Genomic DNA, 20,387 nt, shown 5'->3' on the forward strand with positions numbered 1-20,387 from the left:
CGGATCCGCCGCAGACGACGACGGAGGGCACCCGGCGCACACCGGGTGCCCTCCGTCGTCGTATGACATCTGTCATCCGGCAGTCAGGACCACCGGCACTGCCGCGGCCCCGGCCCGCGCGGCCACTGTGGACCACATGACAACGACAGTGGTCGCATTCGACCAGGTGAGCAAGAGCTACGGGAACGTACGGGCCGTCGACGGACTGACCCTCGCGCTGCGTCGGGCGCCAAGGTCGCCTTGACGGCGGCCGGGATCAGCGCGGACCTGCCCGCCGAACCGGATCTCACGGGCGTCCCCGAGGACAGCGAGACGGCCCTCGCCTGGGCGCTGCGCGAGGCGGTCACCAACGTGGTACGCCACAGCGGCGCCCGGCGCTGCGCGGTGGAACTCCTGCGCCGCCAGACCCTGGACGGCCCCGTCCTCGAACTCTCCGTGGCCGACAACGGCTCGGGCGGCGCGGGCAGCACCGCGGGCAACGGCCTGACGGGACTGACGGAACGCCTGGAGAAGGCGGGCGGCACCCTGGAGGCGGGCGGGACCAGGCACGGCTTCCGCCTGACCGCACGGGTCCCGGCCGCAGCGGCCTCGGCGGACGTAGGATCCGCGACATGAGCCCGACGATCAAGGTCCTGCTGGCGGAGGACCAGTCGATGGTCCGCGAGGCCCTGGCCGCCCTGCTCGGCCTGGAGGACGACATCGAGGTCGTCGTCCAGGTGGCTCGCGGTGACGAGGTCCTGCCGGCCGCCCGCGAGCACGAGGTGGACGTGGCGCTCCTGGACATCGAGATGCCGGGCGCGACGGGCATCGAGGCGGCGGCGCTGCTGCACAAGGAGCTGCCGGCCGTGAAGCTGGTCGTCCTCACGACCTTCGGCCGCCCCGGTTACCTCCGCGGCGCGATGGAGGCGGGCGCCGGCGCCTTCCTGGTCAAGGACGCACCGGCGGCCCAGTTGGCGGAGGCGGTACGGAAGGTGCTGGCGGGAGAACGAGTCATCGACCCCACGCTGGCGGCAGCGGCCCTGGCGGAGGGCGCCAACCCTCTGACGGACCGCGAGCGAGAGGTCCTGCGAGCGGCCGAGGACGGCCTCCACGAACGCCGAGCTGGCGGCGGCCCTGCACCTGTCCCAGGGGACGGTACGGAACTACCTCTCGACGGCGATCCAGAAACTGGCGGCACGGAACCGCGCGGAGGCGGTGAGGATCGCGAGGGAGAAGGGCTGGTTGTGAATCGCCGCCAGGGGCAACGCCCTCAGGGGCGGGGGGCTGTATCGATATGCGGCTCCGCCGCGTGGGCGCGACCAGCCACAACGGCCCCGTAGTCGCACCACACCAGGATCCCTCACGGCGATCAGGCGAACCATCAGTTCAACATCGCCCGAGCCGCCCTGGCCTGCCCCCGCACCCGTTCCGCCGCGGCAGCATCCACCGCACCGATCAACTCCGCGTACTCCTCCAACCCCACGGCCCCCTCGACGAAGTCCCCCCGCTGCACCAGCAACTGCGCCCGCTCGAACCGCAGCCGGGCCGGATGCGAGGGCAGCAACAGCGACAACTCCACCGCCCACAGGGCCACATCCGTCCGCTCCGGCCGGGTGGCCGCCCAGGCCCGGATGTTGTTCAGGATCCGCAGCACCACCTCCAGGGGATCGGCCGGACCCAGCATCGACGGATGCAACGGCGCCCCCGTGGCCCCCGCCACCAGCAGCTCCGCATCGCCCCCGGTCAGCACCCGCCCCCCGTCGAACGGGTCGGCGAGCACCTGCTCATCGGCCGGCCCGAACCCCACGACGAAGTGTCCCGGCAGTGCGACCCCGTACACCGGAGCCCCCGCCCGCCGCGCCACCTCCAGCCACACCACCGACAGCAGAATCGGCAGCCCCCTGCGCCGCACCAGCACCTGATGCAGCAACGACGACTCCAGCCGCTGATAATCCGCGGCGGAGCCACGGAACCCGTACCGCTCCCCGAGCAGCTCCCGCAGCGCGACCGCCCACGCCCGCGGCCCGCCGGGCCGGAACGGCAGCTGCCCCGCCAGGCCGTCCAGCTCCACCTGCACCGCATCCATGCCCGCCTCGTCCAGCTCCCCGTCCGCCTCGGCTCCCAGCAGCAGACACAGCGTGGACAGGTCGGGCCGCTCGGACCGCGCCTCTTCGGCGAACCGGCGCCGCAGCTCGGCGGAGCGTTCGGGCGGTGGCGGATGTGGCGGGTAGGGGGGACGCATAGCTGGCTCGTGCCCTTTCACGGCGATCGGTACCGCTGCCGGCGGCGACTGCTCACAGCGCTCGATAGTGGTGATACGCGTGATGCGCGGCGAACCCCATCCCGGCGTACAGCTCCCGCGCCCCCGCGTTCTCCGTCTCGACCTGCAGCCACGCCGCCGACGCCCCCTCGTCGAGCGCCTGCCGGGCCAGCGCCGCCATCACCCGGGTGGCCAGCCCCCGCCGCCGCAGCGCCGGATCCACCTCCACGGCGGCGAACCCGGCCCACCGCCCGTCCACGACACACCGCCCGATCGCGGCAGGGGCACCACCCGCCGCACCGGGAACCGTCGCGAACCACACCGACGGCCCGCTCCCGAGCACCTTGAGGGCCACCTCGCTCACCCCTTTGCGCTGATACCGCGCAAGCCAAGCCTCGTCCGCCTCCCGGGACAGCACCACTCCGGCGCCCTCATCCAGATCGGCCACCGGCGCCAGCGACCCGATCCACATCTCGGCGGACACCTCCCGCACCCACCCCAGCCGCTCCAGCTCCGCGCACAGCAGCTCCTGCGTGCCCTCGGCCCCGGTCGCGGTCTGGACGTACGCGGGCAGCCCACGGTCGCCGTACCAGCGCCGTACGACATCGAGCGCGGCCTCCAGCGGCATCCCGGGGTCGCCGAGCGGCAGCACCGAGTTGGCCCGGCGGGTGAACCCGGACGCGGCCCGCAGCTCCCACTCGCCGAGCCGTTCGCTCTCCACCGGCCGCCACGCGCGCGTGGCGACGCGCGCGAGTTCCTCGTACGTGGCGGCGGGCCCCCGGCGCCGGGCGGGAGCGGCGGGCACGACCTTGCCCGCGACCAGCGACGTTTCCGGAATGTGGACGGTCTCGCCACTCTTCCGTGTGATCAGCAGCACACCGTCGTCCCATGATGCGAGAACACCCACCGTGTCGGTGAACTTCTCACCCGGAACCGCAGGATCGTTCAGGCGGCGTACCGAGACCCGTTTGCCCACGTCAGCAGCGGTGATACGGACCTCCAGGCGCCCGGTGCCATAGATTTCCACAGGTCAGTTCACCCCTCCTGTTCGGATCATGCCCAAGAACGGAGATACTAGGGGCGGGCATCGACGACGCCGCGCTCCCGCGCGCCAGGCGGCGGAGCCTGAGGAGGCCCGCCAGCGCCCTATCGAGGAGGAACGACAGCGTGACCTACGTCATCGCGCAGCCTTGTGTCGACGTCAAGGACAAGGCGTGCATCGAGGAGTGCCCGGTCGACTGCATCTACGAGGGCTCCCGGTCCTTGTACATCCACCCGGACGAATGCGTCGACTGTGGTGCCTGTGAGCCGGTCTGCCCGGTCGAGGCGATCTTCTACGAGGACGACGTGCCGGAGGAGTGGAAGGACTACTACAAGGCGAACGTCGAGTTCTTCGACGAGCTCGGCTCGCCCGGTGGCGCCAGCAAGCTGGGTCTGATCGAGCGGGACCACCCGTTCGTCGCCGCGCTGCCGCCGCAGGCCGAGTAACCCCACCGGCGACCCGCACAGCGTGCCGCCTCGGTCCCGTACGGCCTGATTCGCCCTGATCGCCGTGCGGGACCGAGGCGTTGCCGTATCCGGCACCACCAGGCAGTTCCTGGCAGTTCCAGAAAGTGAGCCAGATCCCGTGTCCGCAGTCTCCGACCGCCTTCCGACCTTCCCCTGGGACAAGCTGGAGCCGTACAAGAAGACGGCCGCCGCGCACCCGGACGGCATCGTCGACCTCTCGGTCGGCACGCCGGTCGACCCGGTGCCCGAGCTGATCCAGAAGGCCCTGATCGACGCGGCGGACTCCCCGGGCTATCCGACGGTCTGGGGCACCCCGGCGCTACGGGACGCGATCACGGGCTGGGTGGAGCGCCGCCTGGGCGCCCGCGAGGTCACCCACCGGCACGTGCTGCCCATCGTCGGCTCCAAGGAACTGGTCGCCTGGCTCCCCACCCAGCTGGGCCTCGGCCCCGGCGACAAGGTGGCCTACCCGCGTCTCGCCTACCCGACGTACGAGGTGGGCGCCCGCCTCGCCCGCGCGGAGTACGAGGTGTACGACGACCCGACGCAGCTGGACCCGCGGGGCCTGAAGCTGCTGTGGCTGAACTCGCCGTCCAACCCCACGGGCAAGGTCCTGTCGAAGCAGGAACTGACCCGGATCGTCGCCTGGGCCCGCGAGCACGGCATCCTGCTCTTCTCCGACGAGTGCTACCTGGAGCTGGGCTGGGAGGCCGACCCGGTCTCGGTCCTGCACCCGGACGTGAACGGCGGCTCGTACGAGGGCATCGTCGCCGTCCACAGCCTCTCCAAGCGCTCGAACCTGGCCGGCTACCGCGCCGCCTTCCTGGCCGGTGACCCGGCGGTCCTCGGTCCGCTCCTGGAGATCCGCAAGCACGGCGGCATGATGACGTCGGCGCCGACCCAGGCGGCGGTGGTCGCGGCGCTCGGCGACGACGAGCACGTCCGCGTCCAGCGCGACCGCTACGCGGCCCGCCGTACGGCTCTCCGCGAGGCACTGGAGTCCCACGGCTTCCGCATCGAGCACAGCGAGGCCAGCCTCTACCTCTGGGCCACGAGGGACGAGTCCTGCTGGACCACGGTCGCCCATCTCGCCGACCTCGGCATCCTGGTCGCGCCGGGCGACTTCTACGGCGAGGCGGGCGCCCGGCACGTACGCGTGGCCTTCACCGCGACGGACGAACGGGTGCGGGCGGCCGTACGGCGCCTGTCGTCACGACCGTAACGGGCGGGCACAGCCGGCAGGGCCGGGCGCCCGCCTCGCCCGGCGCAAGCACGCAAAAGCCGACGGGGTCCAGGGAAGTCCCCGGACCCCGTCGGCGGCTCAAGCCAGGCGCGGCCGACCGTCAGCGGATCGTCAGCCGATCGGGAACGCCTGCACCGGCAGCGAACCGGTCTTCGCCACGCCACCCTGCGTGGCCACCCCGGTCGCGTCACCCAGGACGGTCCCGACCGACCCGGCCACGCCACCCGCGGTCTCCTGCGCCGCAGGCGTCGCCTTCTTGGCGACCTTGCCGCCGGCCTTGGTCACCTTGCCACCGGCCTTGGCCGCGGTCGGCACGGCCTTCTTCGCGGCCTTGCCACCGGTCTTGGTCACCTTGTCGCCGGCCTTCGTCGCGGTCGGCAGCGCCTTGTCGACCGCCGTGTCGACGGCGCCGCCCGCGAGCCCGGTGGCGTTCTGGGCCGCGCCGTCGACGACGTTCGTGCCGTCCAGGGCGGTCAGCCCGCCGACCTTCGAGGCGTCGGGCAGTTCGGGGGCCGCGCTGGCGGAGCCGGCCGCACCGACCCCGGCAGCCGCTCCCGCAGCGACGAGCAGCGCGGCACGGGCGATCCGGCGGGTCAGGGGGAGGGACATGATGCTCCTTCGACGGTATGTCGGATGAGAACGATGAAGTGTCCGGCCACACCCGGCAGTTGACCGACTGGCTGTTGATCTCCGGGCTCGGACGCAGTGACTACCGCTCGAAGCCCGCGAAGGTTGCGGCGCCGCAATGTAAAGAGTTGGCAATGCGTCGCATTATCGCCTGCGGATAAAAACGGGCAAAGCGCTCGCCGCCCGAAAGTCCGCCGAATCCTTACATCCCTTTGTTCTCAAGGCATTTGACGGATGCGTGGGTGACCGCGCGAAAACCTGCGCACACCGTCGCCGACCGAGGCCCCGGGTAACCCCGGGGAGTGAGTTCCCGAACCTCTGCGCGTACTACGGGGCCGTCACGATCCGGACCGAGCCCGGACCGCTCTCCGCCCCCGAGGAACCCCCCGCGGCGATCGGGCGCCACTGGCTGTCGGTGTTCCCGGCGGTCCACTCCCGGCCGGCGTACGACACCCGCTTGATGTGCAGGTCGGAGGCGTTGGCCACGGCCCAGTGGGCCAGCTGCCACCCCCGCTCGCGGGCACTGCGCGCGCCGGATCCCTTGTCGGCGGTCACGGGCAGCACGACGGTCCGCTCGTCGCGCTCGATCACCGAAGGAACGGGCGTGGGCGTGGCCTTCTCGCCGCCCACCTCGGTTGCGGCCGGGCGGAGCGCGTCCTGCCCGAAGTCCCGTAGCAGCGCGGCCCGTACGGAGTCCGGCCCCCCGCCCCGGGTGGCCCCGGGACGCCCCTCACAGGTCAGCGTGGCCGCCGAACGCCCGGTGAGGGCCGCGGCGAGCAGCGTCGCGTCCGGCTCGTGCTTGGCGTACGCCTCGGGGAAGCCGCTGCGCTGGACGCGCTGCGCGGCGACGGTGAGCGGCAGCTCCTGGTAGTCGCGGACCTTGACCAGGTGCTCGTAGAAGATGCCCGCCGAGTAGATCGGGTCCATGATCTCCCGCTCCGTGCCCCAGCCCTGCGAGGGCCGCTGCTGGAACAGGCCCAGCGAGTCACGGTCGCCATGGCTGATGTTGCGCAGCGCCGACTCCTGGAGCGCGGTGGCGAGGGCGATCGTCACGGCCCGCTCGGGCAGCCCGCGGCCGGTGCCGACGGCGGCGATGGTCGCCGCGTTCACCGCCTGCTCCGGCGTGAACTCGTACCGCGCCCCGTCGCCCTTGTCCGAGACGACCTCGCAGCCCGGGGCGCCCGTGCCCCCGGTGACGTACTGCACCGCGAGATATCCCGCTACGGCGAGCAGGACCAGGAAGGCCGCTCCGCGACGCAGGAGGCGGCCACGACGTTTCGGAGAGGGGGACAGCTCTGGCACGCCCTACAAGGTAGCCGAGGTTACTGGGGGGTATGAGCCGAGTGGGGAAAGTGGGGCGCAGCCCGGCCGGGTTAGGGTCGGCACCATGGCCGACACCTCCCTTGACCTCACGCTGGACGCCGCGAAGCTCACCGCTCAGCTCGTCGACTTCCCCTCCGTCAGCGGCACGGAGCAGCCCCTCGCGGACGCCGTCGAGGCCGCCCTGCGCGCCCTGCCGCACCTCACGGTCGACCGGTACGGCAACAACGTCGTGGCGCGGACCGACCTGGGGCGCCCGGAGCGCGTGATCCTCGCCGGCCACATCGACACGGTGCCGATCGCGGACAACGTCCCGTCGCGGCTGGACGAGGACGGCGTCCTGTGGGGCTGCGGCACCTGCGACATGAAATCGGGCGTCGCGGTCCAGCTGCGCATCGCGGCCACGGTCCCCGCTCCCAACCGCGACCTGACCTTCGTCTTCTACGACAACGAAGAGGTGACCGCGGAGCTCAACGGCCTCAAGCACATCGCCGAGAACCGTCCGGAGTGGCTGGAGGGCGACTTCGCGGTGCTGCTGGAGCCGTCGGACGGCGAGGTGGAGGGCGGCTGCCAGGGCACGCTCAGGATGCTCCTCAAGACCAAGGGCGAGCGCGCCCACTCCGCCCGCAGCTGGATGGGCTCGAACGCCATCCACGCGGCGGCGCCGATCCTGGCGAGGCTGGCCGCCTACGAACCGCGCTACCCGGTGATCGACGGCCTGGAGTACCGGGAGGGCCTGAACGCGGTCGGCATCTCGGGCGGCGTGGCGGGCAACGTCATCCCCGACGAGTGCGTGGTGACCGTCAACTTCCGCTACGCGCCGGACCGCACGGAGGAGGAGGCCATCGCGCACATCCGGGAGGTGTTCGCGGACTGCGGTGTCGAGGAGTTCGTGGTGGACGACCACAGCGGCGGCGCGCTGCCCGGCCTGTCCCACCCGGCGGCCGCGGCGTTCATGGCGGCGGTCGGGGGCACCGCGCGGCCCAAGTACGGCTGGACGGACGTCTCCCGCTTCTCGTCCCTGGGCATCCCGGCGGTCAACTACGGCCCCGGCAACCCGCACTTGGCGCACAAGCGGGACGAACGGGTGGAAACCGCGAAGATCCTCGCGGGGGAGGAGCGGCTGAGGGCGTGGCTCACGGCGTAGCGGCGCCGGGGCAGGGGTCGCCCGGGATGGCGCTTCATGGCGGACATGCTCACGTCCCCCGCCCGTAACCCGCGTGGATCTACGCTGAGGTGGATAGACCTGCAACACCCGCAGGCCCCGCAGTGGAGGGAGCGCACATGGCTACCGGCAACCCCGAGGGGAAGAAGCAGCCACCGTCGGAGCAGCGCCTGGGACCGGTCATCCGGAGGCGGAGCCAGGTGACGGCGAGTACGACCGACCAGCGGCTGCTGGACGTGGGCGGGCCCTCCGACTGGGTCCACACCGACCCGTGGCGGGTCCTGCGCATCCAGTCGGAGTTCATCGAAGGCTTCGGCACGCTCGCCGAACTCCCCTCCGCGATCAGCGTGTTCGGCTCGGCACGCACACCGGTCGACTCTCCCGAGTACGACGCGGGAGTCCGCCTCGGCCGGGGCCTCGTCGAGGCCGGCTTCGCGGTGATCACCGGCGGCGGCCCCGGTGTCATGGAGGCGGCGAACAAGGGCGCGTGCGAGGCGGGCGGCATCTCGGTCGGCCTCGGCATCGAGCTGCCCTTCGAGCAGGGCCTCAATCCCTACGTCGACATCGGCCTGAACTTCCGGTACTTCTTCGTCAGAAAAATGATGTTCGTGAAGTACGCACAAGGATTTGTCGTACTTCCCGGCGGTCTCGGCACCCTCGACGAACTCTTCGAGGCCCTGACCCTCGTCCAGACCCAGAAGGTCACCCGCTTCCCGATCGTCCTCTTCGGCAGCGAATACTGGGGCGGCCTGGTCGACTGGCTGAGGAACACCCTGGTGGCCCAGGGCAAGGCATCGGAGAAGGACCTGCTCCTGTTCCACGTCACGGACGATGTGGAGGAGGCGGTGGCACTGGTGTCGAAGGAGGCGGGGCGCTAGCGCCGGGCGTGTCTTTCAGCCCGTCCGGGGGTCCCCCTGCTCGAAGAGCTTGGGGGAGTTTGAGGACGAGGCCCGTTCAGGGCCGATAGCGGGGGTCTGGGGGCCGCAGGCCCCCAGGGACGGGACGGGCAGGGGTGGCGGGGGCGAGGAAAACTCGCCTACGCCAGCCCCCGCCGGGCCACCGCCGGAGGCCGGTGCCCCGCGATCGACGCCACCATGTCCAGGACCTGACGGGTCTCCGCCACCTCATGGACCCGGTACACCTGCGCCCCCAACCACGCCGACACCGCAGTCGTGGCCAGCGTCCCCAGCACCCGCTCCTTCACGGGCTTGTCCAAGGTCTCCCCGACGAAGTCCTTGTTGGACAGGGAAACCAACACCGGCCACCCCGTCCCCACCATCTCCCCCAGCCGCCGAGTCGCCTCCAGACTGTGCCGCGTGTTCTTCCCGAAGTCGTGCCCTGGATCGATCAGGATCGACTCCCGCGGCACCCCCAGCGACAACGCCCGCTCGGCCAGCCCCACCGTCACCCGCAGAATGTCGGCCATGACGTCGTCGTACGTCACCCGATGCGGCCGCGTCCGAGGCTCGGCACCCCCCGCATGCGTACACACCAGCCCCACCCGGTACCGCGCGGCGACCTCCGCCAGCCCCGGGTCCACCCCACCCCACGCGTCGTTCAGCAGATCCGCCCCCGCCTCGCACACCGCCGCCCCGACCTCGGCCCGCCAGGTGTCCACACTGATCACGACATCCGGAAAACGCCGCCGCACCTCGGCCACGAACCCGACCGTCCGCCGCGCCTCCTCCGCGGCGGTCACCTCTTCCCCCGGCCCGGCCTTGACCCCGCCGATGTCGATGATCGCCGCCCCCTCCGCCACCGCCTGCTCCACGCGCGCGAGGGCGGGCTCGTCACGGAACGTGGCCCCTTGGTCGTAGAAGGAGTCCGGGGTCCGGTTGACGATCGCCATGATCACCGGCTCATGCGCGTCGAACGCACGCCTGCCCAGCCTGAGCATCCCCTGTGACCTCTCCTAGTACGTCCTGGCAAGTCGCCGGCCTTCGGCCGCCTGCGACCCTAACTGTCAGAGTCGCATGGCACGATCGGACACTGACACACTCGACCGCTCGCATTCACCGACCGTGGGGGCCACAGCGATGGTTATGTTCTTGTTCCTGGTCGTCGCGCTGGCCGTCGTGGTCGCCGCGGTGACACTCGCCGTGGTGGGCGGCGGCGAGGGCGACGGCCCGCTGCCGGAGGCCCCGCCGGAGCGCCTGCAGGACGCCCTGCCGCCGGACCGCCCCGTCAACCGCGCGGACATCGAGAGCCTCCGCTTCCCGCTCGCCGCCCGCGGCTACCGCATGTCCGACGTCGACGACGCCCTCAGCCGCCTCGGCGCCGAACTCGCGGAGCGCGACGCCCGCATCGCCGACCTGGAGTCCGCGCTGGCCGGCGCGCAGAGACCGGCCGGCCATGTGTCGATGGAGAAGCCCGCCCAGGAGGAGCAGCAATGAGCGACGGTACGGCCCTCGCCGGACCGGACGGCGCCCTGCGCTGCCCCTGGGCCCTCTCGACCGCGGACTATGTGACGTACCACGACGAGGAGTGGGGCCGCCCGGTCCACGGCGACGACGCGCTCTACGAACGCCTCAGCCTGGAGGCCTTCCAGTCCGGCCTGTCCTGGATCACGATCCTGCGCCGCCGCCCGGCCTTCCGTACCGCCTTCGCCGACTTCGAGATCGCCAAGGTCGCCGCGTTCACCGACGAGGACCGCGAGCGCCTCATCGCGGACCCCGGCATCATCCGCAATCGCGCCAAGATCGACGCGACCCTCGCCAACGCGCGCGTGCTGGCCGACTGGGCCCCGGGTGAGCTGGACGCCCTGATCTGGTCCCACGCCCCGGACCCGACCACCCGCCCGGTACCGAAGACACTGGCGGACGTCCCCGCAGTCACCCCGGAGTCCACGGCCCTGTCCAGGGCCCTGAAGAAGCGGGGCCTGCGCTTCGTGGGCCCGACGACGGCATACGCGCTGATGCAGGCGTGCGGCCTGGTGGACGACCACCTGGAAACCTGCATCGCGAGAAGCGCCCCCTGAGGGGCGCGGGCCTGTATGCGGCTCCGCCGCGTGGCGCGACCAGCCCCCCGCCCCCGCGGCCCCCCGACGGCGCTACCGCCCCGAGCTCATCGGCCCAAGTACTTCGGCTTCTCCTTGTTGACGAAGGCCTGCACCGCAATCGCGTGGTCCTCGGAAGACCCCGCCCGCGTCTGCAGCTCGTCCTCCTTCTCCAAGGTCTCCTCCAAGGAGTGCGACAGCCCGAACGCCACCGCTTCCTTGATCGCCCCATACGCCACCGTCGGCCCCTCGGCGAGTGCCCGCGCCACCTTCTCGGCCTCCCCGCGCAGGTCGGCAGAGGGCACGACTCGGTTCGCGATACCCAGGTCGTACGCCTCCTGCGCCTTGATGTTCCGCGGGAAAAGCAGCAGGTCAGCCGCCCGTCCAGGTCCCACGACCCGCGGCAGCGTCCACGAGATGCCCGAGTCGGCGGTCAGCGCGACCCCCGCGAACGACGTGTTGAAGGCCGCCGTGTCGGCCACGACCCGGTAGTCCGCGGCCAGCGCGAACCCGAATCCCGCCCCGGCCGCGACGCCGTTCACCCCGGCCACCACGGGCTTCCGCATCCCGGCCAGCGCCCGCACGATCGGGTTGTAGTGCTCCCGCACCGTGCTCATCGTCTGCCCGGACCCCGTCTCCCGGTCCGCGGCGAGCAGCCCGATGTGCTCCTTCAGGTCCTGCCCCACACAGAACGCCCGCTCCCCGGCCGCCGTCAGCAGCACGGCCCGTACGGCGTCGTCGCCCGCAGCAGCCTGGACCGCGTCCCGCAGGGCGACCTTCGCCGCGATGTTCAGCGCGTTCATCGCCTCGGGGCGGTTGAGCGTGATCGTCGCGAGCCCGTCGCTCACCTCGTAGAGCACGGTGTCGGCCATGGCGTATCCCCTCCGGTGTCGGCGGCTCGGGCGTACTCGTCGGTACGCGCCTGTCTGAAGGACAGCATGGCGGAGATCACCGGCAAGCGGTCATGTGACCTGCGTCAAAGAATGTGTGTCCGATTCTGTTCGGCCGAATCGCGTGCGGGGGCGCAGTATCGCAGTCACATCGCCGAATTGAGTGGTTTTGCTCGCGCGCGTTGCCCAAGCGATGCCGACTGATGTTGGTCATCGGGTCCTGAGATGCGGGATAATGGCTTGGAAGCAATGTGTTCGATGCCGGTGTCGCGTGTCTCATGCCAGACGCGCGTGCCCTCCATGGGGCCGTCGGCTTTGACGATGAGCTGGTTTCAGGAAGGGGAACGAGCATGGCGGCCATGAAGCCGCGGACGGGCGATGGCCCGCTCGAGGTGACCAAGGAGGGGCGGGGCATCGTCATGCGCGTTCCGCTCGAAGGCGGCGGTCGGCTCGTCGTCGAGCTGACCCCTGACGAGGCCGACGCACTCGGCGACGCCCTCAAGAAGGTCGTCGGCTGACGCGGGAAGCGACCCTAACCTTTCGGCGACCCCGGTATCGCATACGGTGCCGGGGTCGCCGCTTTCCGCGGGTGCCTCTCTTGCGCGTGTTCGTTCCTTCGATACGGCGTCCCCGACGTACCGTGCTTCAAACCGTGCTTCCAGCGCTCACCGCTTGACCGCGCACAGCAGGCCGTCCCCGACCGGCAGCAGCGACGGCACCAGCTCCTGACTCTCGCGCACCGCGCGCAGCAGCTCCCGGATCCGTATGACCTCGGTCGGCTGGGGGCCCGAGTCCACCGTGCGCCCGTTGGCGAAAACGCCCTCGAAGACGACGAGGCCGCCCGGACGCAGCAGACGCAACGATTCAGCGAGATAGTCGAGAAACTCCAGCCGGTCGCCGTCACAGAAGACGAGGTCGTAGCCGGCGTCCGCGAGGCGGGGCAGGACGTCCAGGGCGCGGCCCGGGATGAAGCGGGCGCGGTTGCTGGCGAAGCCGGAGGCGCGGAAGGCCTGGCGGGCGAACTGCTGGTGCTCCGGCTCGGGGTCGACCGTCGTCAGGACGCCGTCGGGACGCATGCCGTGCAGGAGATGGATCCCGGAGACACCGCACCCGGTGCCGATCTCGGCCACGGCTTTCGCGTCCACCGACGCGGCCAGCAACCGCAGGGCGGCGCCCGTGCCGGGCGACACCGAGCGCAGCCCCGCCTCACGGGCCCGGTCGCGGGCCCAGCGCAGCGCTTCGTCCTCGGCGACATAGGCGTCGGCGAACGCCCAGCTCGTCTGCCGGTTGCCGGTAATGACCCTCTCCTTGCCCCGTGGTTGCCTGGGCGTGACTGTATCCGTTGGGGGCGGGAACCCGCAGATGGGACCAGGCGTTTAGAGGGGTGGGAAGACGAGCGGGGGGACACAGTTGGATCACGATGCCGAGCGAGACCGCGAGCAAGTGCTGACGCAGGCCCACCAGCCGTATCAGCCCAGATCAAATTCTCGTAAAACCGCTTATCCGGAGCTAACGGGCGAGGTGGCTATGGTAGGGGCTCCACTGGACACCACCAGAGCCGACAGGGGAGGTGCGGCTGCGCCTGTGGATCGGGGAGGAGTGCTGCGGCGCTTTCTCGGATCGGCGGGCAGGCCGAAATCCGTGAACGACACTGCTGACCACAGCCACGCCGGCGACTACGCCCAGACCGCGACCTTCTCCACCGACGCGGACGGGCAGGCGTGGACTCCGCCCACCTGGGAGGAGATCGTCAGCACGCACAGCGGCCGGGTCTACCGGCTGGCGTACCGCCTCACCGGTAACCAGCACGACGCCGAGGACCTCACGCAGGAGGTCTTCGTCCGCGTCTTCCGCTCCCTGTCGACCTACACCCCGGGCACCTTCGAGGGCTGGCTGCACCGCATCACCACCAACCTCTTCCTGGACATGGTCCGCCGCAAGCAGCGCATCCGCTTCGACGCGCTGGGCGAGGACGCGGCCGAGCGGCTGCCCAGCAAGGAGCCCACGCCCCAGCAGGTCTTCAACGACGCGCACTTCGACGCGGACGTCCAGCAGGCCCTCGACACCCTCGCGCCCGAGTTCCGCGCCGCGGTCGTCCTGTGCGACATCGAAGGACTGTCGTACGAGGAGATCGCCGCGACCCTGGGAGTGAAGCTCGGCACGGTCCGGTCCCGGATCCACCGTGGCCGCTCGCAGCTGCGCAAGGCCCTCGCCCACCGCTCGCCGGAGGCGCGCGCCGAGCGCCGCTCCTTCGTGCCGCGTGTGGCCGCACTGGGGGGAGGGGGCGCGACCGCGTGAGTGGCTCCCGACCCGACCCCGCCGAAAGGCTCCTGGCAGAGCAGCACCTTGGCGACCGACTCTCCGCCCTCGTCGACGGAGAGCTCGGTCATGAGACGCGTGAGCGTGTCCTGGCCCACCTGGCGACCTGCGCCAAGTGCAAGGCCGAGGTGGACGCCCAGCGCCGACTGAAGAACGTCTTCGCGGAGGCGGCCCCGCCGCCTCCCTCCGAGAGTTTCCTGGCCCGGCTCCAGGGCCTCCCCGGGGGAGGTGACCTGGACGGCGGCGGCTCGCCGCTGGGCGGGGGAGGGTTCGGCGGACTCTCCGGACGGCCCGGTGCCACCGGGGCGTTCGGCGTGAAGCGGGGCGACCGCTTCGAGTTCGGATACGTCCCTTCCCGTCCGCACGCCCCCGCGCTCCCCGTCTCGGACCGCGGCTTCCGCACCCATCCCGTGAGCCGTCACGACGCCGATCGCTCCGGGTCCTCCCGTATGCGGTTCGCGCTGGTCGCGGCGGGGGCGGTGTCACTGGCGGCCATCTCGCTGGGCGGCGTCACGGCGAGTGTGCCGACCGACGTGGAGGCGCGCGGCGGCTCGGGCGGCAGCAAGGTGACGCCGGCCAGGACGCAGGGCACCGGCGCGGCGACGGCACCCGAGAACCAGCGCCGCCGGGGCACCGGCCCGCTGTCCGCGCAGGGGCAGAGCCAGCGGACTCCCGACACCCCGGTGGCCCCGACCGAGGTGTCGGCACCGCTGCTGCCCGGGATGCCGGCCCGGTCGGCCGACCAGGACATGCACACCCTGACGGCGCCCGTGGTGGCCGGCGCGGCCGCCATGTCGCCACTGATACGCCCGCTCAGCGCGACCCCGCCGCTCACCCTGACCGCGTGGTCCACGACCCCCGACATCACGGCAACTCCCGACCTGCTCGCCGCACCCGTCCCCGACACCACGTCATCCCCCGCCACCTCCCCGGCGACCGGCCGCTGAGCCGGCCTCTGCGCAGCGGCCCACGAACCTGATTGAATCCAGGGTGGGTCGCGCCCGAGGCCTCACGGCCGGGCGCGGAGTCGATGATCCGCGGCCGCCGTTGACGCCGCGTGCCAGATGGGGGAGGTAGCACGACGTCGCCGGTTTCCTGGGGGGAACTTGAGTGCGACAGCGCAGAGGTGAGTAGGCATTCGGGCACCGGGACGTTCCCGGTGGCGGCCTGCCGAGGAACCAGGGGTCACGTGCGTCCGCTTCCGTCGACGCAGCGCCGTTCGTGCGGGGCTCCTCTGGACGCGGCGGAGAGCGAAGCGTCCTACTCGAGCAACGGTCAGCAGCGAGTAGGAAGCAGAACATGAACGAGGGGAAGCCCGCGAAGGCGAAGTGGTGGAGCCGACCTCGGCCGCAGGGGGCCTCGGCCCAGGCGGAGACGGCTGCCCCGACGCCGGACGGGATGAGCGGGACGACGCCGGATCTGCCGGACGCGACGGAGCCCACGACACCCGCAGGCGCCGGTGAGCGGGGCCTCGGCGGTGGCGCCGACGGTGACTTCGAGCTGGCGCGGCCCGAGGCGGGCGTGGCCGGCGACGCGGCTTCGGCCGAGGGCGACTTCGAGCTGGCCCGGCCTGCTGCGGGCGGCACAGGCGGCGCCGGCGGCGACGTGACGGCTTCCGCTGAGGGCGACTTCGAGCTGGCGCGGCCGGCTGCTGCGCCCGCATCCGTTCCGTCGGCCGACGGTCCCGCCGCGGTGGCCGGGGAGCCGGTCGACGAGCGTCCCAAGCCGCTGCACGACCCCGACCCCTACAGCACCCCTCCCTACGGGGAGCCCGGTCCCTGGGCGCCTGCTCCGCCGGTCCAGCATCCGGCGACCACGCCGGCGCACGGGACGGCCGTACCGATGCCGCCCCCGCCGGCGCACGGCCTGCCGGCCCCCACACCCGGCGCGCCAGGCGCAGCGCATGGCGCGACCGCTGGTGCTCCGGTCCCGACGTCGGCCCTCGCCATGCCCGACCAGGCCGTGCCACCGGCCCCCGGCATGCCCACCCCCGTGCCGCCCCCGGCAGCCACGACGGCCGGCGCCCCCGCCCACGCCGCTCCCGTCCCCGCCTACGCGGACGCCCCGCCCTCCGCCGCCAACCCATGGCAGAACTACGACCCCTGGGCCCGCGCCGCGCACCCCGCCGCCCCCCTCCAGCAGAACGGCGCCGCGGTCGCCACCGAGGAGCAGAAGCGCAGGCGTGCGAAGAAGGTGCTCCTCGTCGGCGCCCTGCTGCTCGCGCTCGTCTCCGGAGGCATCGGCGGTGTCGTGGGGGCGTACCTTGAGCGCAACGGCGGCGTGGGGGACGTGGAACTGCCGCAGTCCGCGGCCGAACCCACCGGGCGGGCGCCCGACAGTGTCGCCGGGATCGCCGCGCGCGCCCTGCCCAGCGTGGTGACCCTGCATGTGAGCGGGAGCGAGGAGCAGGGCACCGGGACCGGGTTCGTACTCGACGACCGGGGCCACATCCTCACCAACAACCACGTCGTCGAGCCCGCCGGGGACGACGGCGAGATAACGGTGACCTTCCACAGCGGGGACACCGCCAAGGCCACCGTCGTCGGACGGGACGGCGGCTACGACCTCGCCGTCGTCAAGGTGACCGGCGTGAGCGGCCTTGAGCCCCTGCCGCTCGGCAACTCCGACAACGTCCAGGTCGGCGACCCCGTCGTCGCCATCGGCGCCCCCTTCGACCTGGCGGGCACCGTCACCTCCGGCATCATCAGCGCCAAGGAGCGGCCGATCACGGCCGGCGGCGAGAGCGGCGACGGCAGTGACGTGTCGTACGTGGACGCGCTGCAGACCGACGCCCCCATCAACCCCGGCAACTCCGGCGGCCCCCTCCTCGACGCGCGGGCCCGTGTCATCGGCATCAACTCCGCCATACGTTCCGCCGACAGCGGCTCCGATCTCGACAGTGGTCAGTCCGGCTCCATAGGCCTCGGCTTCGCCATCCCGGTCAACCAGGCCAAGCGGGTCACCGAGGAGCTGATCAACACCGGAAGGGCGACCCACCCCGTCATCGGCGTCACCCTCGACATGGCCTACACCGGCGACGGCGCCCGCGTCGGCACCAAGGGCAGCGACGGCGGTCCCTCGGTCAGCGAGGGCGGCCCCGGCGACAAGGCCGGCATCAAGCCGGGCGACGTCATCACCGAGGTCGACGGCCAACGCGTCCACTCCGGCGAGGAACTCATCGTCAGGACCCGGGCCCACCGCCCCGGCGACCGTCTGGAGCTGACCCTCCAGCGCGGCGGCAAGGAGATGAGGATCTCGCTGACGCTGGGCTCGTCGAGCGGTGGCTGAGACTCACGGAAACATCACAGATCAGAGCCCCGTGGCCGCCCCGAACCGGCCGCCACATGGCAAACAACCCACAAAACCGCACGCGTACGCGCACTCGGAGACCTCGGGACAGTACCGGTCGTACGGGATCGGCAGGTACCTTGGATCCGGCCCGGACCACGGCAAGGCCCGCACAGACCACCGAGGGCCGAGGACCGAGGACATCGCAAGGAGCTTCAGGTGTTCAATGACATAGGACCGCTCGAGCTGGTGACGCTCATCGTCCTCGCCGTGCTCGTCTTCGGTCCGGACAAGCTCCCGAAGGTCATCCAGGACGTCACGCGGACGATCCGCAAGATCCGCGAGTTCTCGGAGAGCGCCAAGCAGGACATCCGGCAGGAACTGGGCCCGGAGTTCAAGGACTTCGAGTTCGAGGACCTCAACCCCAAGACGTTCATCCGCAAGCAGCTGGACAACGACGACCTGGGGCTGAAGGAGATCCGCAACGGCTTCGACCTGAAGAAGGAGATGGCCGAGGTCACCGACGCCGTCCACGGCCGTGACCCGGAGTCGTCCTCGTCGTCGTCCTCGTCCGGCTCCTCCGGCGGCAGCGTCGACATGACGAAGAAGCCCGAGAACCCCCGCGACGAGCGCCCGCCCTACGACGCGGACGCCACCTGAGCCGTACGGCCCCGGGGGCGGCCACCGTTCGTACGTGACGCTTCTCATACTCCGCCCGGGTCGCGCACGGCCTGAACCCGCCCCCTGCGCGCCCCACGCGCCGGGCGGTTTCCCTGCTGCTCGGAGCGGTGTGGCTATGCTGCCGAGTTGTTGTGCGGACCGGACGAGTACGCCCGAAGGGGGGCGGGCCGGGCTGGTCCGGCGAGAACGAGGAGGCGTCCGGGCACATGGAGACGACGAGTCAGACGACGAGTCGGGCAGTCGCGCAGGAACCGGCCGCGGAGAGCGGACAGCAGGTCCCCTCCGCCTGGCGCACGGTCGACGGCTACCTGCTGGCGCCCTTCCCCTGGTACGGCCTCGACGAGGCCTTCACGGGGCCGCGCTGGCTGATGCAGGTCGGTACGGCGGCCGACGGTGCCGTGGAACACGGGTCGATCGGGCACGGCGACGAGCCCTCCGTACGGAACGAGGCGTCGGAGGACCGGGAGAAGTTCGCGGTCGTGGTGACCGTCGCGGCGAATCCGTCCCGCCGGAGCGCCGACGGTACGGGGCTACTGGAGGCCACGTCGGTGTCCTCGGCGGCGTGGCTGGCGGGTGTGGGGCTGCTGTCGTTCACATGGCCGGGGCAGATGGACCACACGCTGCGGGACGACTGGCTGGAGCAGCAGACGGAGACGGCGTGGGCGCTGGCCGACGATCTGGACGGGCCGGACTGGTCGACGCTCTCCCTGCCGGTGGACGGGGTGCCCACGCCCTTCCACTACCGTGAGTCGGAGTTCGGCTGGGTGCTGGCCGGGTCGACCCAGCAGGGCGTTCACGTGGGGGCGTACGGGAGAGGGATGAGCGCGTACGGGCTGGGCTTCGCCGTGGTCAAGGACATCACCGCGTACGCATGACACCGGGCGAACACGACGAAGGGGCGCCGCGGGTGATGCGGCGCCCCTTCGTCGTAGGGCTTCGTGCCGTTCGCGGCTGCGCCCCGCGCCCCTGGGGGCGTATCAGAACTTGTTCTTCGGTGTGATCCCCAGCGACAGCCCCGAAAGGCCCCGCTGCCGTCCGCCCAGCTTCCCGGCAATCGCCCGCAGCGCGGCGCCCGCCGGGGAGTCCGGGTCGGTCAGGACCACCGGCTTGCCCTCGTCGCTGCCCTCGCGCAGGCGGACGTCGATCGGGATGTTGCCGAGCACCGGGACGTTCGTGCCGGTCGTGCGGGTCAGGCCGTCGGCGACCAGCTGGCCGCCGCCCGTGCCGAAGACGTCGACCATCTCGCCGCAGTGCGGGCAGGGCAGGCCGGACATGTTCTCGACCACGCCGACGATCTTCTGGTGGGTCTGGACCGCGATGGACCCGGCGCGCTCGGCGACCTCGGCCGCCGCCTGCTGCGGGGTCGTGACGACCAGGATCTCGGCGTTCGGGACCAGCTGGGCGACGGAGATGGCGATGTCGCCGGTGCCGGGCGGGAGGTCCAGGAGCAGGACGTCCAGGTCGCCCCAGTACACGTCCGCCAGGAACTGCTGGAGCGCCCGGTGCAGCATCGGGCCGCGCCACACGACCGGGGCGTTGCCCGGCGTGAACATGCCGATGGAGATGACCTTCACGCCGTTCGCGGACGGCGGCATGATCATGTTCTCGACCTGGGTCGGACGGCCGTCGGCGCCCAGCATGCGCGGCACGCTGTGGCCGTAGATGTCGGCGTCGACGACGCCGACCTTGAGGCCGTCGGCCGCCATCGCCGCCGCCAGGTTCACCGTCACCGACGACTTGCCGACGCCGCCCTTGCCGGACGCGACCGCGTAGACGCGGGTGAGCGAGCCGGGCTTGGCGAAGGGCACCTCGCGCTCGGTCTGGCCGCCGCGCAGGGCGTTCGCCAGCTCCTTGCGCTGCTCGTCGCTCATGACGTCGAGCGTGACGTCGACGCGGGTGACGCCGTCGACCCGGGAGACGGCGTCGGTGACGCGCTGCGTGATCGTCTCGCGCATGGGGCACCCGGACACCGTCAGGTACACGGTGACCGCGACCGCACCGTCCGCACCGATGTCGACCGACTTGACCATCCCGAGCTCGGTGATGGGGCGGTTGATCTCGGGGTCGTTCACCGTCGCCAGTGCTTCGCGCACCGCGTCTTCCGTAGCCAT

General features: G+C 71.7%; 20 protein-coding genes and 3 pseudogenes. 15 read left to right on the top strand and 8 right to left on the bottom strand.

What is annotated here, in order from left to right; genetic code table 11:
- Positions 1 to 127 precede the first annotated feature (127 nt).
- The 3 pseudogenes from AQI70_RS40955 to AQI70_RS28200 form a co-directional block, all read left to right on the top strand.
- A pseudogene (locus AQI70_RS40955) lies at positions 128 to 220 on the top strand (ABC transporter ATP-binding protein); the annotation flags it as partial.
- Positions 190 to 615 (top strand): annotated as a pseudogene (locus tag AQI70_RS28195) (sensor histidine kinase); the annotation flags it as partial. The pseudogenes AQI70_RS40955 and AQI70_RS28195, both read left to right, overlap by 31 nt.
- Positions 612 to 1,227, top strand: a pseudogene (locus AQI70_RS28200) (response regulator transcription factor). The pseudogenes AQI70_RS28195 and AQI70_RS28200, both read left to right, overlap by 4 nt.
- 133 nt (positions 1,228 to 1,360) lie before the next feature.
- Here AQI70_RS28200 and AQI70_RS28205 read toward each other — a convergent pair.
- The gene (locus tag AQI70_RS28205) at positions 1,361 to 2,221 is read right to left on the bottom strand and encodes a transglutaminase family protein (protein WP_062154977.1); all 861 of its coding nucleotides are present in this window, start codon (positions 2,219 to 2,221) and stop codon (positions 1,361 to 1,363) included.
- Positions 2,222 to 2,273: 52 nt separating this feature from the next.
- Positions 2,274 to 3,266, bottom strand: a complete 993-nt coding sequence (locus AQI70_RS28210) for a GNAT family N-acetyltransferase (RefSeq protein ID WP_062154979.1) — start codon at positions 3,264 to 3,266, stop codon at positions 2,274 to 2,276.
- 140 nt (positions 3,267 to 3,406) lie between these two features.
- On the opposite strand from AQI70_RS28210, the gene fdxA reads away from it, so the two are divergent.
- Together fdxA and AQI70_RS28220 are read left to right on the top strand one after the other, a co-directional pair.
- Entirely contained in the window at positions 3,407 to 3,727 is a 321-nt protein-coding gene (fdxA, locus tag AQI70_RS28215; RefSeq protein ID WP_003998156.1) for a ferredoxin, read from the top strand.
- Between the two features lie 139 nt (positions 3,728 to 3,866).
- Positions 3,867 to 4,970, top strand: a complete 1,104-nt coding sequence (locus tag AQI70_RS28220) for a bifunctional succinyldiaminopimelate transaminase/glutamate-prephenate aminotransferase (RefSeq protein WP_062154981.1) — start codon at positions 3,867 to 3,869, stop codon at positions 4,968 to 4,970.
- A gap of 132 nt (positions 4,971 to 5,102) precedes the next feature.
- Here AQI70_RS28220 and AQI70_RS28225 read toward each other — a convergent pair whose 3' ends face one another.
- Entirely contained in the window at positions 5,103 to 5,600 is a 498-nt protein-coding gene (locus AQI70_RS28225) for a hypothetical protein (RefSeq protein WP_062154983.1), read from the bottom strand.
- Between the two features lie 345 nt (positions 5,601 to 5,945).
- On the bottom strand, positions 5,946 to 6,920 hold the full coding sequence (locus tag AQI70_RS28230) for a VldE C-terminal domain-containing protein (protein WP_107117102.1): 975 nt from the start codon (positions 6,918 to 6,920) through the stop codon (positions 5,946 to 5,948).
- A gap of 85 nt (positions 6,921 to 7,005) precedes the next feature.
- Here AQI70_RS28230 and dapE point away from each other — a divergent pair, with 85 nt between their 5' ends.
- Both dapE and AQI70_RS28240 read left to right on the top strand, forming a co-directional pair.
- The gene (gene dapE, locus AQI70_RS28235) at positions 7,006 to 8,085 is read left to right on the top strand and encodes a succinyl-diaminopimelate desuccinylase (protein ID WP_062154985.1); all 1,080 of its coding nucleotides are present in this window, start codon (positions 7,006 to 7,008) and stop codon (positions 8,083 to 8,085) included.
- Positions 8,086 to 8,222: 137 nt separating this feature from the next.
- Positions 8,223 to 8,981 carry an LOG family protein gene (locus AQI70_RS28240; RefSeq protein ID WP_062154986.1) on the top strand — a complete coding sequence of 253 codons (759 nt, stop codon included), beginning with the start codon at positions 8,223 to 8,225 and terminating at the stop codon, positions 8,979 to 8,981.
- A 158-nt stretch (positions 8,982 to 9,139) separates the two neighbouring features.
- On the opposite strand, the gene folP is transcribed toward AQI70_RS28240, so the two are convergent.
- Positions 9,140 to 10,000, bottom strand: coding sequence for a dihydropteroate synthase (gene folP / locus AQI70_RS28245; protein ID WP_062154987.1), 861 nt, complete (start codon positions 9,998 to 10,000; stop codon positions 9,140 to 9,142).
- Between the two features lie 145 nt (positions 10,001 to 10,145).
- Here folP and AQI70_RS28250 point away from each other — a divergent pair, with 145 nt between their 5' ends.
- Positions 10,146 to 10,496, top strand: coding sequence for a DivIVA domain-containing protein (locus tag AQI70_RS28250; protein ID WP_062154988.1), 351 nt, complete (start codon positions 10,146 to 10,148; stop codon positions 10,494 to 10,496).
- Positions 10,493 to 11,080, top strand: a complete 588-nt coding sequence (locus tag AQI70_RS28255; protein ID WP_062154989.1) for a DNA-3-methyladenine glycosylase I — start codon at positions 10,493 to 10,495, stop codon at positions 11,078 to 11,080. The genes AQI70_RS28250 and AQI70_RS28255 overlap by 4 nt, the downstream gene beginning before the upstream one ends.
- Before the next feature lie 86 nt (positions 11,081 to 11,166).
- On the opposite strand, the gene chcB is transcribed toward AQI70_RS28255, so the two are convergent.
- Positions 11,167 to 11,970 carry a 2-cyclohexenylcarbonyl CoA isomerase gene (gene chcB / locus AQI70_RS28260; RefSeq protein WP_062154991.1) on the bottom strand — a complete coding sequence of 268 codons (804 nt, stop codon included), beginning with the start codon at positions 11,968 to 11,970 and terminating at the stop codon, positions 11,167 to 11,169.
- A 368-nt stretch (positions 11,971 to 12,338) separates the two neighbouring features.
- Between chcB and AQI70_RS37830 the strand changes: the two genes are divergently transcribed.
- The gene (locus tag AQI70_RS37830) at positions 12,339 to 12,506 is read left to right on the top strand and encodes a DUF3117 domain-containing protein (RefSeq protein WP_003966491.1); all 168 of its coding nucleotides are present in this window, start codon (positions 12,339 to 12,341) and stop codon (positions 12,504 to 12,506) included.
- 147 nt (positions 12,507 to 12,653) lie between these two features.
- On the opposite strand, the gene AQI70_RS28265 is transcribed toward AQI70_RS37830, so the two are convergent.
- Positions 12,654 to 13,352 (bottom strand): O-methyltransferase, encoded by a 699-nt coding sequence (locus AQI70_RS28265; RefSeq protein WP_279616766.1) that lies wholly within the window; start codon positions 13,350 to 13,352, stop codon positions 12,654 to 12,656.
- A 235-nt stretch (positions 13,353 to 13,587) separates the two neighbouring features.
- On the opposite strand from AQI70_RS28265, the gene sigE reads away from it, so the two are divergent.
- The 5 genes from sigE (at position 13,588) to AQI70_RS28290 (ending at position 19,151) form a co-directional block, all read left to right on the top strand.
- The gene (gene sigE, locus AQI70_RS28270; protein ID WP_037642843.1) at positions 13,588 to 14,286 is read left to right on the top strand and encodes an RNA polymerase sigma factor SigE; all 699 of its coding nucleotides are present in this window, start codon (positions 13,588 to 13,590) and stop codon (positions 14,284 to 14,286) included.
- Complete coding sequence (locus tag AQI70_RS28275; RefSeq protein WP_062154993.1) at positions 14,283 to 15,254, top strand: zf-HC2 domain-containing protein; 972 nt, start codon at positions 14,283 to 14,285, stop codon at positions 15,252 to 15,254. The genes sigE and AQI70_RS28275 overlap by 4 nt, the downstream gene beginning before the upstream one ends.
- Before the next feature lie 352 nt (positions 15,255 to 15,606).
- On the top strand, positions 15,607 to 17,595 hold the full coding sequence (locus AQI70_RS28280; RefSeq protein ID WP_062154995.1) for a S1C family serine protease: 1,989 nt from the start codon (positions 15,607 to 15,609) through the stop codon (positions 17,593 to 17,595).
- A gap of 219 nt (positions 17,596 to 17,814) precedes the next feature.
- On the top strand, positions 17,815 to 18,255 hold the full coding sequence (locus AQI70_RS28285; RefSeq protein ID WP_062154997.1) for a sec-independent translocase: 441 nt from the start codon (positions 17,815 to 17,817) through the stop codon (positions 18,253 to 18,255).
- A gap of 227 nt (positions 18,256 to 18,482) precedes the next feature.
- The gene (locus tag AQI70_RS28290; protein ID WP_062155002.1) at positions 18,483 to 19,151 is read left to right on the top strand and encodes a hypothetical protein; all 669 of its coding nucleotides are present in this window, start codon (positions 18,483 to 18,485) and stop codon (positions 19,149 to 19,151) included.
- Positions 19,152 to 19,253: 102 nt separating this feature from the next.
- Here AQI70_RS28290 and AQI70_RS28295 read toward each other — a convergent pair whose 3' ends face one another.
- The gene (locus tag AQI70_RS28295; RefSeq protein WP_062155005.1) at positions 19,254 to 20,387 is read right to left on the bottom strand and encodes an Mrp/NBP35 family ATP-binding protein; all 1,134 of its coding nucleotides are present in this window, start codon (positions 20,385 to 20,387) and stop codon (positions 19,254 to 19,256) included.

The organism is Streptomyces curacoi (assembly GCF_001513975.1).
GTDB lineage: Bacteria > Actinomycetota > Actinomycetes > Streptomycetales > Streptomycetaceae > Streptomyces > Streptomyces curacoi.